This is a genomic window from Pseudomonas sp. FP1762 (assembly GCF_030687105.1).
In the GTDB taxonomy this organism is placed as follows: Bacteria; Pseudomonadota; Gammaproteobacteria; order Pseudomonadales; family Pseudomonadaceae; genus Aquipseudomonas; species Aquipseudomonas siliginis.
In genome coordinates this window covers 2,296,493-2,311,338 of sequence record NZ_CP117458.1, presented here as the reverse complement: position 1 = coordinate 2,311,338, position 14,846 = coordinate 2,296,493, and the positions used below count along the sequence as shown (strand labels likewise).

Below are 14,846 nucleotides of genomic sequence, written 5' to 3'. Positions count from 1 at the left end.
ATGCAAACCACCCTCAGCGAGCAATCGCGAAAATTGCCCCGGGCTGGCGAAGCGGAAAAGATCCTGCGCACCTGCGTGCATTGCGGCTTTTGCAACGCGACGTGCCCGACGTACCAATTGCTCGGCGATGAACTCGATGGGCCGCGCGGGCGCATTTATCTGATCAAGCAAGTGCTGGAAGGCGCACCGGCCACCGAGCAGACGCAGCTGCATCTGGATCGCTGCCTGTCGTGTCGCAACTGCGAAAACACCTGCCCGTCCGGCGTCGATTATCACAACCTGCTCGACATTGGCCGCGCAGTAGTCGACAGCGCGGTGCCGCGCCCGGCCGCTCAGCGCTTGCTGCGCGAAGGCTTGCGTGCGTTGGCGCCCAATCCCGGTTTGTTCAAAGGCTTGCTGCGCATGGGCGCGACCTTTCGACCGCTGCTGCCGCGCCTGCTGGAAAGCAAACTGCCGCAACACTTGGGTGTTATGGGGTCGCGCCCCGCTCCTCGGCATCCGCGCCGGGTGTTGTTGCTCGAAGGCTGCGTGCAACCGGGTCTGTCGCCGAACACCAATGACGCGACCGCGCGGGTGCTCGATCGTCTGGGCATCAGCGTCACTCCGGTGAGCGAGGCGGGTTGCTGCGGCGCGCTCGACTATCACCTCGACGCCCAGGCCAAAGGTCTTGACCGCGCTCGACAGAACATCGACGCCTGGTGGCCGCACTTGCAGAATGGCGCCGAAGCCATCGTGCAAACGACCAGCGGTTGTGGCGCGTTCATCAAGGATTATGGGCATTTGCTTGCGGACGACCCGATCTACGCCTCGAAAGCACGGCGGATCAGCGAAATGACTCGGGATCTGGTGCAAATCATCGCCGAGGAACCGCTGGAGCAAGTGTGCGCCGCCAGCGAACGACGCATCGCCGTGCATTGCCCGTGCACTTTGCAGCACGCACTGAAACTCGGCGGCGCCGTGGAAGCCGTGCTGACCCGACTCGGCTTCAACCTCACACCAGTGCCGGACGGCCATTTGTGCTGCGGCTCGGCGGGCACCTACTCGCTGACCCAACCGGTGCTGGCGCGGCAACTGCGTGACCATCGACTCAACGCTCTGGAAAGCGGCCGGCCCGAGTTGATCGTCACTTCCAATGTGGGCTGTCAGAGCCATCTGGCGAGCGCCGGGCGCACGCCGGTCAGACACTGGATCGAGCTGGTGGATCAGTCGTTGGCAGAATGAAGTTCGTAGGATTCTTCGTTTGCCCGCGTGGGCGAAGGCTGCGATCTTTTCGGGCATCCATTTCGTCACCGTGGCAGGAATTTTTTTCATGACCGTGCAGCCGTTCGTCAGCCCCGACCTGATCCGCCAACGCTTCTCCCGAGCGATGTCCGACATGTACCGCGAAGAGGTGCCGCTGTACGGTGCGCTGATGGAACTGGTGGAAAAAACCAACCGCGAAGTGCTGGCACGTCAGCCTGACATCGCCGGACAGCTCAAGCGCACCGGCGAAATCGAACGCCTGGACATGGAACGCCACGGCGCCATTCGCGTCGGCACCGCGAGCGAACTGGCCACCCTCGCCCGCCTGTTTGCAGTGATGGGCATGCAGCCAGTGGGTTATTACGACCTGACTCCGGCGGGTGTGCCGGTGCATTCAACGGCGTTTCGCGCGGTGCATGAAGAAGCGCTGCAGGTCAGCCCGTTTCGCGTGTTTACCTCGTTGCTGCGCCTGGAGCTGATTGAAGACGCCGAATTGCGTTCGTTTGCCGAGTCGGTACTGGCCCGTCGTTCGATTTTTACTGAAGAGGCGTTGCGCCTGATTGAACAGGCGGAAACGGCAGGCGGACTGAATGACGACGAAGCCGCAGAATTCGTCCGACAGGCCCTGGAGACTTTTCGCTGGCACCACAGCGCCACCGTCAGTGCCGCGCAGTACCAGAAACTCAGCGCCCAGCACCGCTTGATCGCCGATGTCGTTGCGTTCAAAGGCCCGCATATCAATCACCTGACCCCGCGCACGCTGGACATCGACACCGTTCAGGAGCAGATGCCTGCCCATGGCATCACACCCAAAGCGGTGATCGAAGGTCCACCACGCCGCAATTGCCCGATCCTGCTGCGCCAGACCAGCTTCAAAGCGCTGGACGAGCCGATCGCCTTCACCGATCAGCCCGAAACCCGTGGCAGCCACAGCGCGCGCTTCGGCGAAATCGAACAACGCGGCGCAGCTCTGACACCCAAGGGTCGCGCGCTGTATGACCGCTTGTTGAATGCCGCTCGCGATGAACTGGGCGACTTCCCCAATGAAGCCAATGCCGCACGCTACGACGCGCTGATGACGCAGCACTTTGCCGAATTTCCTGACAGCATCGAGGGCATGCGCGAACAGGGGATGGCGTACTTTCGTTATTTCGCTACGGAAAAGGGCATCGCGGCGCACGGACTTGGCGAATCGTCACTGGAGGATTTGCTGCGCGATGGCTACGTGAAAGCGGAGCCGCTGGTGTACGAAGATTTCCTGCCGGTGAGCGCAGCGGGGATTTTTCAGTCGAACCTGGGGGATGCCGCACAGGCGCATTACGCCGAACACTCCAATCGACATGCTTTCGAACAGGCGCTGGGGCGTTCGACCATTGATGAGTTGGGGTTGTACGCCGAGACGCAACGGCGGTCGATTGAGGAATGTGCCGAAGTGCTGCGGATCAAACTCACCTGAATTTTGCACCGCTCTACTGTAGGAGTGAGCCTGCTCGCGATAGCGGTGTAACAGTCGCCGATGATGTGACTGGAAAGACGCCTTCGCGAGCAGGCTCGCTCCCACAGGTTTTGCGGATGGACCGCCGTTCAGGACAAGCGACAAAACCAAATGGTCGCTGCATCTATTGGAAAACAATGTCGGATCTGAATTATCCCGCTTGTTTTCACAAACCAATCAGATCGGCAAATTAAGCTTCACCTAAGCTTCCCCCGCTAGCATCCCGGCTTATCAACCTGTCGTCTTGAGCCGTGATGAGTCCCTCCGACATGAAAGCCTTCGATCTGCCTACCCAGCCGCATCCCAACTTCAGTCTTGTTCTGGTCAATTACAAAACTCCGGACATCACCCGCATGTGTCTGGAGCTGTTGCGCGAGCATGTCCAGGCGCAGGGCATTCCAGTGTGGGTGGTGGATAACGATTCGGCGGATGCCAGCCTTGATTATTTGCGTTCTCTGGACTGGATCAATTTGATCGAGCGGCCGTCGCCGGGCAAGGAAATGGGGCATATTGCCCATGGCAAGGCGCTGGATCTGGCCTTGGCGAAAGTTGAGACCGATTATTTGTTTCTGCTGCACACCGATACCTTTGTCTACGACATGGAAGTGTTCGCGATGATGATGCGCGAATGCACGAAAAGTGTGGACATGGCGGCGGTGGGTTGTGTTGAGCAACTTGATCGTGGGTGGCTGCGAGATACCTGGCGGTTAACTTCGCGATTCTGCAAACATCATGTTCGTCGGCTCAAAGTTCATTTCGGGCTGCATTCGAAACCACCACGCCCGTATAAAGAAACCCATTTGAAAAGTTTCTGCACGCTGTGGAATGCACGTTTGATGAAGTCGCTCGGACTGCACTTCTGCATGGATGAGGAGGTGCCTGGTTACACGCTTCAGGATCGAATGGTCGGGTTGGGCTATGGCGTCAGGTTTCTCTCGCCGCGGACGATCTTCCGCTACCTTGATCACATCCAGGCCGGCACCGTCGCGGCGGCAGGCACGTATGGCAAGGATCACCGCCGGACAAAAATGTACCAGCAGACACTCAAGCGCTTGCAGGGGCAGCATGGCAAAACCGGTATGCAGGCTTCGACTTGATCGAAAACAATAAAAAAGGGCGACTTCAAAGTCGCCCTTTTTGTTTGCAGATTCTGTATACAACTTTCGCCAGTAGTGGAGTTCGCCCAGTGTTACGGCCTGGCAATCCTTGCACCGGTAAAGAGCCCTGACACTGGGCGAACGCCGAGGATTTTAATTCAAACAAGTGGACCTGTCGTCATGGGCAAACATGAAATTTTTGCACTGAAAAGTTAAAAACTGTGTTTTGCCGATTTATCCCGGGAATTGTCTTACAAAAACCTTTATATGATTGCTCTCATACATAAAGTTGTACAAGGGCAATAAACTTGTAGAGTTAATACTCAACTATCGTGCTGACTGGTCACTTTCAGGATATCGGTATAAGTGACAATAACGCTCTGCCCTACTTTCAGATCTTTCAACTTGGCCTGAATCTCCGGCTTCTTCACATCGAGCGTCTTCGATTGTCCGGACGGATCTTGGAGGGTGACCTGATTGGTCTTCAAATCGATTTTGCTGATTTTCAGCTGCACCTGAACCTGACGATAGGCCTCGCCGCCCGGGTTATCGCTGCCCGGGGCCTTGCGCAGTTCGCCGGTACGTTCGGTGGTGCCCGGCAGACCTTTATCTACATCGGTGTCGAGATAAGCCGCGACAGACCGCTGCACTTCGATCTTCACCAGGTCCCCCACCTTGAGATTGGCGAGATTTTTCGCTTTGTCGCTGAGCTGAACGTGGACCTGACGTCCCTCGGGGCCTTCCAGCACGACCTGGTGATTGGCCGGGTCGACGGCGAGCACTTTGGTGGTAACGGAATCGGCCTCAACGACGGCAGATAACGGAATATCGGCAGCTAAAGCGCCGAAACTGGCAGCAGAAAGCAGCGTTGCGAGAGTGATGGCCTTGGCCAGAGCGTCGAGCTTCATATGCATTACTTTCCCTGTGATGAAATGGCGACGCCCGCCACCGAAACGACTTCTGCAGCAGGCGTGCCAGTGAGCATAGACGCTGTTCAGGGCTTGACTTGGGTTTGTGGCCCACGGGTATGTGGCTTGGCGGTCTCTTGCGCAGTGGATTCGCCACTCGGCGTGCCTTTGCCGCTGTCCTGCCGCTGCTTGGGATCGGTCGGGCGCAGGGCATCATTGTCGCGCTCGGTTTCACCGGCCGGGCGTGGTTCGTCGGGGTTGTCGTTCTGGTTGCTGGTGGTATTCATGGCAGGAGTCCTCAGGCTTCGGGATCTTCGAGTTCGCGGGCGACGTTGACCTCGGGTGACTGCTTGTGCAGATCGTCGGCTTTGGCGCGCATCAACTGCCATTGCTCAAGATCGATCGCGCCTTGGCCGAGCAGGTCATCGGCGATGCGCTGCAGATGGAGGTAGTGAGCGTCAGGGGAGTTCTGCCAGTAGGCTTGATCGTCGAACAGGCGCTGCCAGGTGTCGAGGTCTGGGGGTTGCAGGTCGTCGCTCATGGGTGAGTCCGAAAATGGCGGGTTTCTGGGTAGAGCGGAGAGCGCTGGCGAGAGTTCCAGTCAGTTAACTCAGCGGTCACAGCGCTGACGCTTTCGCGAGCAGGCTCGCTCCCACAGGGAAGAAAGCGGTGCCGCCGTTAATACCCGGTCATTTCCAGATAGCCTTGGCCAGGATGGCTGCCATCAATCTTCACCGGCCCTTCCCAGTACGGGATACGCAAATTCATCCACGCATTGCGGTTGATCGCGTCAACGCTGATATCGAGTTTCTTGTCTGGAATGCGGATCGACCATTTCACCGGCATCGGCCGATCAGCAACCTTGGCCGTATCCTGCGGCACAAGGCTGATCTGCTCGCTGCGCAACGTCTGAATCTGCCCGTCAGCGGCGATCCAGGTGCCGGTCAGATAAGGCGCGCCGGTCTTCTGCCGCATGCGATAAAGCATCACGTGTTCGCCGCTGTCCAGATGCAGCGAGAACCAGTCCCAGCCAGTTTGATTGGCGGTGAGTGGCTGACTGCTCCACTCGCGATCGAGCCACGCCGGGCCGCTGACGGTGTAGGTCTGGCCGTCGATCTGCAGCGTGCCGCTGGCCTGGAAAAATGGCTGGCTGTAGTAATACGACGCCTGGCCTTCTTCGGATTTCTGGCTGAAACCCTGGTCGCCCTGCAGCACCAGCGGGCGGCTGGAGGTAAGGCGCAGTTGATAAGCGAAATTCTTGTCACGAGCACTGAGTTGCATATCGCTCAACGGATCCTGCGCCTGACTGGCAAACATCCAGTCATCGATCCACGCCTCGAACGGCGCCAGGCGCACGCCCGCCTGGCCTACTCCGCCCCGGGCGTAGCGCTCGGCGGCATGATGCACCGAGCGCGAAGTGACTGCCGCATGGCCCAGCCAGATCGTTTGGTTGCCCCAACCGGCCTGCTCGGCGACGGGTTTCAGGGCGCTGCGAAACAGCGTCCATTGCACGCCGAAATCATTGCCCTGCTGATCCTTGAGGTTGGCGGTGACGTACCACCACTCAATGCGAAAACCATCATGCGCGCCATGATCGGCCGGAAAGCTGAATACCCGACCGGGCACCACCGGGGTGAAGGATTGCGCCTGATCGCCCATGCCGGCAAAGCCCTTTTTCTCCGGTGCAGGCTGATCGCAGCCAGCGAGCAGCAGCGCAATCATCAGCACGAGCCATTTAGTCCTCATGGGCAAACGTCCTCAGCAAGTCCGCCGGTTGCGTGCGGTACAGCGAATACAGCGGCCATGCCGAAGCCAGTAAAGTCGCGAGCAAGGCCAGGCCCATCAGTTGCAACAACTGCAACGGGAACACCCGCAGCGGCAGTCGCCAGCCGAACGCCTGCACGTTGATCACCGCATCGAGGCTCCACGCCAGGGCGATGCCCAACGGCAGCGCCAACAGCAACGTCAATACGGCAAGCAGCCAGGTCTGACCGAGGTTGAGCAGCATCAATTGTTTGCGTGTAACGCCCAGCGCCCACAGCGGTGCGAGCTGACTGAGGCGACTCTGGCTCTGAGTGAGCAGACTGATGAACAGCGCCACACCCGCCACGGCCAGGGTCAGGCTGTTCAAAGCTGCTGTCGCAGCAAATGTGCGTTCAAAGACTTGGACCGACCAGCCCTTGAGCCGCGCCTGATCGACGATGCGGTTGTCATCTAGCGCAAAACGCGTCTGCAAGGCGTTGAGCAGCGCCGGAATCTGCGCTGGGTCGATACGCAGATTGAAGCGGTTCGGCGTGAGTTGCGGCCATCCGCGCAGCAGGTGCTCACTGCTGATCAGCACGTGCCCCTTCGGATTGCCGTAGTCGGCGTAGATGCCGACGATGCGCGGCGACCATGTGCCGTTCGGCGTGGGAACGTTCAGATGCTCGCCCGGCTTCACTTTCAGGCGTCGCGCCAGTTGTTCGCTGAGCATCACCGCATCGTCCGCCGCCAGTTTGCCCCACGGATCGCTGCCACTGCTTTCGAGCAACGGCCAGTGCTGGCGATAGTAGGAGTGGTCGATGATGCCGTAGACATCGGCCGGCCAGCCTTGCAGCGTCACCGAAACCTGCCAGTTGGGCAGCACCGCGGTCACATTCGCCTGCTGTTTGAGCCAGTCGTGCATCTCGCGGGCCTGCGCCGGGTTGGCCGGGTTGATGTACAACTCGGCGCTCAGGCGTTGTTCGAGCCAGTCGTTGAAGGTCTGGCGAAAACCGGCGGTCATGCTACCGGCGCCGATATTGGCGGCGAGCGCCAACAGCAGCGCCATCAGCGCCAGACTCAGGGCTGGCAGTTGCTGGCGGCAGTCGGCGAGAAACCACTGGCCGAGCACCGAACGACTGCGCCCGAGCAACGGGTTCAACAACGCGCTGAGCAACACCGGCAAGGCCAGAGCGGCACCGAGCAACAGCCCGGCCATGAGCACGAAACCGCTGCTCAGGCTGTCGCCCCAGATCAGCGCTGCCAGCGCAATTGTCAGCAGCGCTGTCGCCAGCCAACCCTGTCGGCGCAACCAGCGCGAATACTGTTGATGCCACGCCTGCGGATCGGCCACCGCCAGCAACGGCAGGCGCGCCGCCCGCAGCAGACTGTTGGCCCCGGCCAGCAACGCGCCGAGCAGGCTCAGCCCTATGCCGCTGAACCACCACCAGGGACTCAAACGCAACTGCCCCGCCACTTCCGCGCCATACAGACCGCGCAGGCTGGCGGCGACGTCCGGCAGCAGCACGCTGGCCAGCCAATAGCCGCTGATCACACCGAATAATCCGCCGATCAGCGCCAGCACACCCAGTTCAACCACCAGACATGCGATCAGCATTCGTGCACTGACGCCACAGGCGCGCAAGGTGCGCAGCAAACCTCGGCGCTGTTCCAGAGCGAGGCCGATGGCGGCGTGGACGATGAACAGGCCGACCAGAAATGACAAAAATCCAAGGGCATCAAGATTGAGGTGAAAGCTCTCGGTCAGCCGCGCGAGGTTGTTTTCTTCGCCGCTGCTCTTGAGCTGCAAGCGATCGGTGAAACTCGCTGGTAATTCTTGATGAAAGTCCTTGGGTAGCAGCAGTCGCGACAATTGCTCGGGTTGTTCGAGCAGGCGCTGCGCTACGCCGATGTCGACCAGCAACAGGCCCGGCGCCATGTCCTTCTGCGCGAGCAGTGGCGGCAGGGTTTGGCCGTTTACGGTTTGCGGTGTATCACCTTCGCGCAAGCCGAGCATTTGCAGGGTGTCCGGGGAAATCCAGGTGCTGCCCGGCGGGCTGAAAAACTCGACGATGCGCTCGATCGGCATCGCCTGCCCGGCTACTGCCGAATCCGACGGCAGCGACACCGGCTCGATGCCCATCACCTGAATGCGTTGATCTTCCTGGCCCTTGAGCGTCAGCCGGCCCTGCAACACCGGTGACACTGGCCAGCCCTGACGGCGCAATTCGATAAACCAGCGCTGTGGAAACAGCGCCCCATTCGGCGTGCTCAGGCTGGCTTGCGGTTCGCCGCCGATCATCTGGCTGGCCCGCGCGTAGCTGTCACGTGCCTGACTGTTCAGCGCCTCGACGCCAGTGAGCAGACTGGTGGCCAGCCACAACCCGGTCAGCACGCTGAAAAACTGCACGGGATGGCGCCGCCAGTGGCTGAGCAGCGCGCGCAGGGTTTGCCGCCAGATCATCAGGCGACCCGCCCGTTCGACAACACCACACGCTGGGCCAATCGCGCCGCGACGCGCTGACTGTGGGTGACCATCAGCAGGGTCGTCGGCGTGTCATCGAGCAATTCCAGCAACAGCCGCAGCACTTCATCGCTGGTCGCTTCATCGAGGCTGCCGGTGGGTTCATCGGCCAACAGCAATTTCGGCTGCGAAGCCAATGCTCGACCCAAAGCGACTCGTTGCTGCTGACCGCCGGAGAGTTGCTCGGGATACCGCGAGAGCAGATCGCCCAGACCCAGACGCTGCACCAGATGCGCTTGCCAGCGCGGCTCATGGCGCCCGGCCAGGCGCGCCTGAAAGGCCAGATTGTCTTCCACGCGCAGACTGCCGATCAGGTTGAACTGCTGAAACACCAGACCGATTTCCGTACGTCGCCAGTTGGCCAGTTGCGCTTCGCTCATGGCTTCCAGACGATGTTCACCGCTGCGGATGCTGCCGCTGTCGACCTTGTCCAGCCCCGCCACCAGATGCAGCAGCGTGCTTTTGCCACTGCCCGATTCGCCCATCAGCGCCAGGCTGCCACCGGCCTCCAGCGTCAGGTCGACGCCTTGCAGCACCGGCAACAATCCCTGTGGCGTGGCATAGCTTTTGAAAACGTCGCGAACCTCAAGCATGGGCAAACCCGATCAGTGAACCTGGGCCTAGGATAGCGGCCCTGAATGGTTTTTGTCCGCTGATGATCATCGTCAACCCAGCGCCGCGCCTTAAGCTGCTGGCTGTTCGGCCATAACGATAATAAAACCGGAGACACCCATGCCCCGTTTCATCCTGAGCCCGCGTGGCCTGCTGACCTGCCTGATCACCACTTGCCTGAGCCAGCCGTTGCTCGCTGCTGACGGTCCGGTGGCGCCGAGCATGCAAACCGCTGCAAGCAACGCTGCCGTCCTGCAAACCCTGCCTTTCAGCGACCGCACCGATTTCGAATCCGTCAGCAAAGGCTTGATCGCACCGTTCAAGGGCCAGATCAAGGATGCCGCCGGCAAAGTCATCTGGAACGTCAATGCCTATGATTTCCTCGCCAAAGACAAGACGCCGGAATCGGTCAATCCGAGCCTGTGGCGGCTGGCCCAACTCAATGCCCACGCCGGTCTGTTCGAGGTCAGCCCCAAGCTGTATCAGGTACGCGGTCTCGACCTCGCCAACATGACCATCATCGAAGGTGACGACGGGCTGATCATCATCGATCCGCTGACCATGGCCGAAACCGCCAGGACGGCGCTGGATCTGTACTACGCCAATCGCCCACGCAAACCGGTCGTCGCGGTGATCTACAGCCACACTCATGTCGATCATTTCGGCGGCGTGCGCGGGGTGATCGACGAGGCCGATGTCAAGTCCGGCAAGGTCAAGGTCTACGCGCCGGTCGGCTTCATGGAACACGTGATGAGCGAGAACGTCATGGCCGGCAACGCCATGAGCCGCCGCGCGCAGTACCAGTTCGGCAGCCTATTGCCGCGCAGTGAAAACGGCCAGGTCGACGCTGGCCTCGGCAAGAGCGCCCCCAGCGGTGGCACGGTCACACTGATCGCGCCTACCGATCTGATTGCCGAGCCGTTGGAAACCCGCACCATCGCTGGCCTGCAAGTCGAATTCCAGCTGACCCCGGGCACCGAAGCGCCAGCGGAAATGAACCTTTATCTACCGCAGCTGAAAGCCTTGTGCATGGCCGAAAACGCCACGCAGATGATGCACAACATCCTCACCCCGCGCGGTGCGCAGGTGCGTGACGCCAAAGCCTGGTCGCAATATCTCGATGACAGCCTGGCGCGCTATGGTGACAAGGCCGACGTGCTGTTCGCCCAACACAACTGGCCGACCTGGGGTGGCGAGCGGATTCGTACTTTGCTCGCCGATCAGCGCGACATGTACGCCTTCATCAACGACCGAACCCTGCACTTGCTCAACCAGGGCCTGACGCCGCTGGAAATTGCCGAAGCAATCAACAAACTGCCCGGCTCACTCGATCAGAAGTGGTACACCCGTGGTTATTACGGCTCGCTGAGTTTCAATACGCGCGCGGTGTATCAGCGCTACATGGGTTTCTACGACGGCAACCCGGCCAACCTCAATCCGCTGCCGCCGGTGGATGCGGCTAAACGCTCGGTCGAGGCCATGGGCGGTGCCGCATCGGTGCTGGAGAAAATGCGCAGTGCGATGGCCAGCGCTGACTACCGATGGGCCGCGCAGTTGGGCAACCAGTTGCTGTTCGCCGATCCGGACAACGCGGATGCCCGCAACGCTCAAGCCGAGACGCTGGAGCAGTTGGGTTATCAAAGCGAGAACGCCACCTGGCGCAACATGTACCTGACCGGTGCGATGGAACTGCGCAACGGCGTACCACCGCAGTCTGCCAATACCGTATCGGTGGACATGGTCCGGGCGATGAGTCCGGAAATGTTCTTCGATTACCTCGCGGTACGCCTGGACAGCGACAAAGCCGTGGCCCATGACCTGACGCTGAACTGGACGTTCGACGATGTGCAAAAGGATTTCACCCTGACCCTGCGCAACGGCGTGCTGACTCACCGCGCCGGCTTGAATCCGGCGGCGGATGCGAGCGTCAGCCTGAGCCGCGATACGCTGGAGAAGATTAGCCTGAAGCAATTGGACTTCCCGACGGCGATGCAAAAAGGGCTGGTGAAGTTGCAGGGCAATGGTCAGAAATTCGGATTATTGATGGGCAGCCTGGATACGTTCGGGCCGCAGTTCAATATCGTCACGCCGTAAGTCAAAAGCCCCTCACCCTAGCCCTCTCCCAAAGGGAGAGGGGACTGACCGTGTTGGATCTACGAGATACGCCGAGGTGGGATACCGAGTAGGACTCAGATTCCGAACGCCATGAAGATCGGCTCCCTTTCCCCCTCGCCCCCTTGGGGGAGAGGGGGGAAATCTTGCTGGCACCCTCAATAACGATCAATCACCTCAATCCTGCTTTCAACAAACCTGCCCCGGATTCAACCGGAACTGCTTCGGCGTAATCCCGAACTGTTTGCGAAACGCGCGGATAAAGTTGCTCGGCTGGCGATAACCCAGCCGCTCAGCGATCCGTTCGATCGGTTGATCGCCCGCCGTCAGCCAGTGCCGCGCCATCGTCAGATTGTCCTCACGCGCAGGCGCGCAAGTTGCAGCGTGCCAGTGGCGCAGCATGCTCTGGTACAGAAACGGGTTGGCGCCCAGCAAGGCCTGATCGAGCCTGGAGCGCGGCAAGGTCAGGCACAGATGCTCGCCCTGCTCCACCGCGATACCCACTCCACGCAGCCAGCCACCGGCCATTTGCTCCGGGCGCAGGCTGACACTCACAAACAAATCTCCAGGCGCCCCGCCGAGTCGACGGGCAATGTTGCGCACCAGCGTTATCGCCGCCGCATCCAGAGCGAAATGATGCAACTGCCCCTGCAGCGAATGCAGGCGCAAACGAGCCACGTCGCCTGCCTCGACCAACTCCACCGCAACGTAATTGATCACCCTTGGCAAGCAGTCGATGAAGCACTTCAGACTGGCCCGCAGGGTCGCGGCCGAGTCGAGCAGAATATTCAGTCCTTGCAGGCAATCGGTCGCCATCCCGTCGGACAGTTCGCAGCCAAACGTCGGCGCTACCCCGGCCCATTCACACTCACGCCACAACCGTTCAACCGCTTGTGCGGCGATCAATTGATGCTGCCCGGCGAGCACAGACGGGCAGATCCCGATGCGCGTCATCAAGCGTTGCGGGCACAGCCCGGACTGGCGAGCATGCGCGAGAATCGTGCGGGTGAACGCGCTGGAGGCGAACAGAGGCTGAGACATGAAGGCGGCCATCGAAGAACAGGCGTGTACTTATGCCAGCGGACGTGCTATCGATCCAATGCATTAAAAGTATTCACAAAATGCAGGAGACGCATGATGGATCTTCGCCAGCTTCGCCACTTGGTCGCCCTCGCTGATTACCGCAACTTCGGTCGCGCCGCCGAGGCGATCAACCTCAGCCAACCGGCGTTCAGCCGCAGCATCCAGACTCTGGAGCGTGACCTTGACTGCGAGCTGGTCGAGCGCAGCAGCCGTGAGTTTCGCCTGACCGGGCAAGGCCAACTGGTGCTGCAACATGCGCGGCGCCTGCTCGCTGGCAGTCAGGCGCTGCACAACGAATTGACGCAATACAACGGCCTCACCGGCGGCGAACTGCAATTCGGTTGCGGCCCGTATCCGGCACAAGTGCTGGTGCCGGAAGCGCTGGCCGATTTCATTCAGGCGCATCCGGCAATTCGTACGCGCTTTCATCAGGGCGACTGGCAGCAATTGTCGCTGTGGTTGCGCGAGCAGCAGATCGAGTTTTTCGTCGCCGATGCGCGGCACTTCGTCAGCGATCCGCAGTATCAGGTGCACCTGCTGCGCACGCGGCCGGGACGGTTTTTCTGTCGCGCTGGTCATCCGCTTGCCGCGCAACGAGACCTGCGCTTGCGCGCCCTGCTCGATTACCCGATCGTCGGCACGCGCATTCCTCCGATGATCCGCAAGGTGCTCGCCGATATCCTCGGTGAGCAGGACTTCACCCCGAGCGTCGAGTGCGCACAATTTGACGCGATCCAGCGCGTAGTGCTGCGTTCAGACGCGGTGGGGCTCGCCACGCTTGAGGCCTTGCGTGAACAACTTGATCGAGGCCTGATCGAGCTGCTCGACTTTGTCGACGTCCCCCATGACGAGGCGGCGCTGCAATTGGGTTACGGCATCGTCAGCCGCGCCGGTTTTACCCTGACGCCAGCAGCGCGGGCGATGATCGAGGCGATCCTCAGCGTCGATCAGCGTTTGCTGGCGGCTAACGGAGCGACGGGAGACGCGCGCACAACATGAGCAAAATCGATCCGCAACCCGTCAACGCTTTTTACGCGCCGACCCTGCTGCCGGCCATTGAAGAATTGCTCGCGCGCGGCGTTACCCAAGGCGCAATCGAAGCGCAGCTGCGCCGCAGCCTGTTCGATCTGCGCACGCCGTTCACGCGCATGCCGCTGCTGATGTCACGGCGCTTCTGGGCGTTTGCCGTGGAACAGAGCGGGGATCCACTGATCGGTCTGGCGGCGGGTGAACGTTTCGTTTCGACGGCCACCAACGGGCTGACCTATCTGTTCGATGTCGCCGTGTCGCTGGAACGTGCCTGTGCGTTTTTCGCCGAGTACTTTGCGTTTTTCAACGGACATTTCCGTGTGCAAATCCTGCGTGAAGATGACGGCGTAACACTGCGTCTGGTCGAAGCCGGCAGTCTGGGTGCTCCGGCGGCGCTGACCGATTACATCCTTGTCAGCCTGTGCAGCCTGGTACGACGCAAATTGCTCGCCAGCGGCGTGAATCGTGATCCGGTGCTAGGTGTGGCACTGGCATCGGCAAGCCGCGAGCAGCATCAATCGGCATTGCGCGCCCCGGTGAGCGCAGAGCAATCATGCGCGGCGATTTATCTGGATCCTCAGCTGTTCGTGATGCCGTTGACACCGGGCAATCCGGCATTGGAGACAACGCTTGTCGATCTGCTGGAACAGACCCGACGTCTCAGTGAATCGACCTTGCTCGGACAGCTCAGCGATTATCTGATCGAAGATCTGGCGACAGCGGATTGGCAGCAGTTCTGTGTTACACAGCATTTGCTTGAGCGCACGGCGGCAAGGCGTTTGAAGGCGTTGGGCTGGACTTTCAGCGAACTGCTTGATGAGCATCGCCGCTATCGTGCCGAGGACCTGCTGCAATCCGGGGCGCTGGAGCTGGTCGACGTGGCGGATCGGTTGGGTTACAGCGATGTGCAGGGATTCAACCGGGCTTTCGCGCGTTGGCTGGGGTGCGCGCCTGGGGAGTATCGCGCGCGGTGGCTGAAGCTTTGAATTGGCTGGTGTCAGTGC

The 14,846-nt window shown here is 60.5% G+C and carries 13 protein-coding genes; 6 read left to right on the top strand and 7 right to left on the bottom strand.

Annotated elements, in window-relative coordinates; translation table 11 throughout:
* The 3 genes from glcF to PSH90_RS10165 all read left to right on the top strand — a co-directional run bounded on the left by glcF (position 1) and on the right by PSH90_RS10165 (position 3,834).
* Positions 1-1,221, top strand: a complete 1,221-nt coding sequence (gene glcF / locus PSH90_RS10175; protein WP_305382644.1) for a glycolate oxidase subunit GlcF — start codon at positions 1-3, stop codon at positions 1,219-1,221.
* A gap of 88 nt (positions 1,222-1,309) precedes the next feature.
* Positions 1,310-2,698: a VOC family protein gene (locus PSH90_RS10170; RefSeq protein WP_305382643.1), complete on the top strand. Its 1,389-nt coding sequence runs from the start codon at positions 1,310-1,312 to the stop codon at positions 2,696-2,698.
* Between the two features lie 308 nt (positions 2,699-3,006).
* Positions 3,007-3,834, top strand: coding sequence for a glycosyltransferase family 2 protein (locus PSH90_RS10165; RefSeq protein WP_305382642.1), 828 nt, complete (start codon positions 3,007-3,009; stop codon positions 3,832-3,834).
* Positions 3,835-4,157: 323 nt separating this feature from the next.
* Here PSH90_RS10165 and PSH90_RS10160 read toward each other — a convergent pair whose 3' ends face one another.
* The 6 genes from PSH90_RS10160 to PSH90_RS10135 form a co-directional block, all read right to left on the bottom strand.
* Positions 4,158-4,742: a hypothetical protein gene (locus tag PSH90_RS10160; RefSeq protein ID WP_041478611.1), complete on the bottom strand. Its 585-nt coding sequence runs from the start codon at positions 4,740-4,742 to the stop codon at positions 4,158-4,160.
* Between the two features lie 86 nt (positions 4,743-4,828).
* Positions 4,829-5,029 (bottom strand): hypothetical protein, encoded by a 201-nt coding sequence (locus PSH90_RS10155; RefSeq protein WP_056784567.1) that lies wholly within the window; start codon positions 5,027-5,029, stop codon positions 4,829-4,831.
* Between the two features lie 11 nt (positions 5,030-5,040).
* Positions 5,041-5,283 carry a hypothetical protein gene (locus PSH90_RS10150; RefSeq protein WP_305382640.1) on the bottom strand — a complete coding sequence of 81 codons (243 nt, stop codon included), beginning with the start codon at positions 5,281-5,283 and terminating at the stop codon, positions 5,041-5,043.
* A gap of 137 nt (positions 5,284-5,420) precedes the next feature.
* Entirely contained in the window at positions 5,421-6,488 is a 1,068-nt protein-coding gene (locus PSH90_RS10145) for a lipocalin-like domain-containing protein (RefSeq protein ID WP_305382638.1), read from the bottom strand.
* Entirely contained in the window at positions 6,478-8,946 is a 2,469-nt protein-coding gene (locus PSH90_RS10140) for an FtsX-like permease family protein (protein WP_370695122.1), read from the bottom strand. Before PSH90_RS10140 ends, PSH90_RS10145 begins: the two co-directional genes overlap by 11 nt.
* Positions 8,946-9,599, bottom strand: a complete 654-nt coding sequence (locus PSH90_RS10135) for an ABC transporter ATP-binding protein (protein ID WP_016774109.1) — start codon at positions 9,597-9,599, stop codon at positions 8,946-8,948. Before PSH90_RS10135 ends, PSH90_RS10140 begins: the two co-directional genes overlap by 1 nt.
* A 139-nt stretch (positions 9,600-9,738) precedes the next feature.
* Between PSH90_RS10135 and PSH90_RS10130 the strand changes: the two genes are divergently transcribed.
* On the top strand, positions 9,739-11,712 hold the full coding sequence (locus tag PSH90_RS10130; RefSeq protein WP_305382637.1) for an alkyl/aryl-sulfatase: 1,974 nt from the start codon (positions 9,739-9,741) through the stop codon (positions 11,710-11,712).
* Between the two features lie 207 nt (positions 11,713-11,919).
* Here the strand turns inward: PSH90_RS10130 and PSH90_RS10125 are convergent, their stop codons facing one another.
* On the bottom strand, positions 11,920-12,771 hold the full coding sequence (locus PSH90_RS10125; RefSeq protein ID WP_305382636.1) for a helix-turn-helix domain-containing protein: 852 nt from the start codon (positions 12,769-12,771) through the stop codon (positions 11,920-11,922).
* 96 nt (positions 12,772-12,867) lie between these two features.
* Here PSH90_RS10125 and PSH90_RS10120 point away from each other — a divergent pair, with 96 nt between their 5' ends.
* Both PSH90_RS10120 and PSH90_RS10115 read left to right on the top strand, forming a co-directional pair.
* Entirely contained in the window at positions 12,868-13,812 is a 945-nt protein-coding gene (locus PSH90_RS10120) for a LysR family transcriptional regulator (RefSeq protein WP_305382635.1), read from the top strand.
* Positions 13,809-14,828, top strand: a complete 1,020-nt coding sequence (locus PSH90_RS10115; RefSeq protein ID WP_305382634.1) for an AraC family transcriptional regulator — start codon at positions 13,809-13,811, stop codon at positions 14,826-14,828. Before PSH90_RS10120 ends, PSH90_RS10115 begins: the two co-directional genes overlap by 4 nt.
* The last annotated feature ends 18 nt before the right edge of the window (positions 14,829-14,846 follow it).

Excerpts from the sequence above, each read along its gene's own strand:
- PSH90_RS10125 (WP_305382636.1), bottom strand. The coding sequence starts at position 12,771 with ATGTCTCAGCCTCTGTTCGCCTCCAGCGCGTTCACCCGCACGATTCTC.
- PSH90_RS10130 (WP_305382637.1), top strand. The coding sequence starts at position 9,739 with ATGCCCCGTTTCATCCTGAGCCCGCGTGGCCTGCTGACCTGCCTGATC.
- PSH90_RS10115 (WP_305382634.1), top strand. The coding sequence starts at position 13,809 with ATGAGCAAAATCGATCCGCAACCCGTCAACGCTTTTTACGCGCCGACC.
- PSH90_RS10160 (WP_041478611.1), bottom strand. The coding sequence starts at position 4,742 with ATGAAGCTCGACGCTCTGGCCAAGGCCATCACTCTCGCAACGCTGCTT.
- PSH90_RS10135 (WP_016774109.1), bottom strand. The coding sequence starts at position 9,599 with ATGCTTGAGGTTCGCGACGTTTTCAAAAGCTATGCCACGCCACAGGGA.
- PSH90_RS10165 (WP_305382642.1), top strand. The coding sequence starts at position 3,007 with ATGAAAGCCTTCGATCTGCCTACCCAGCCGCATCCCAACTTCAGTCTT.
- PSH90_RS10120 (WP_305382635.1), top strand. The coding sequence starts at position 12,868 with ATGGATCTTCGCCAGCTTCGCCACTTGGTCGCCCTCGCTGATTACCGC.
- PSH90_RS10140 (WP_370695122.1), bottom strand. The coding sequence starts at position 8,946 with ATGATCTGGCGGCAAACCCTGCGCGCGCTGCTCAGCCACTGGCGGCGC.
- PSH90_RS10170 (WP_305382643.1), top strand. The coding sequence starts at position 1,310 with ATGACCGTGCAGCCGTTCGTCAGCCCCGACCTGATCCGCCAACGCTTC.
- PSH90_RS10155 (WP_056784567.1), bottom strand. The coding sequence starts at position 5,029 with ATGAATACCACCAGCAACCAGAACGACAACCCCGACGAACCACGCCCG.
- glcF (WP_305382644.1), top strand. The coding sequence starts at position 1 with ATGCAAACCACCCTCAGCGAGCAATCGCGAAAATTGCCCCGGGCTGGC.
- PSH90_RS10145 (WP_305382638.1), bottom strand. The coding sequence starts at position 6,488 with ATGAGGACTAAATGGCTCGTGCTGATGATTGCGCTGCTGCTCGCTGGC.
- PSH90_RS10150 (WP_305382640.1), bottom strand. The coding sequence starts at position 5,283 with ATGAGCGACGACCTGCAACCCCCAGACCTCGACACCTGGCAGCGCCTG.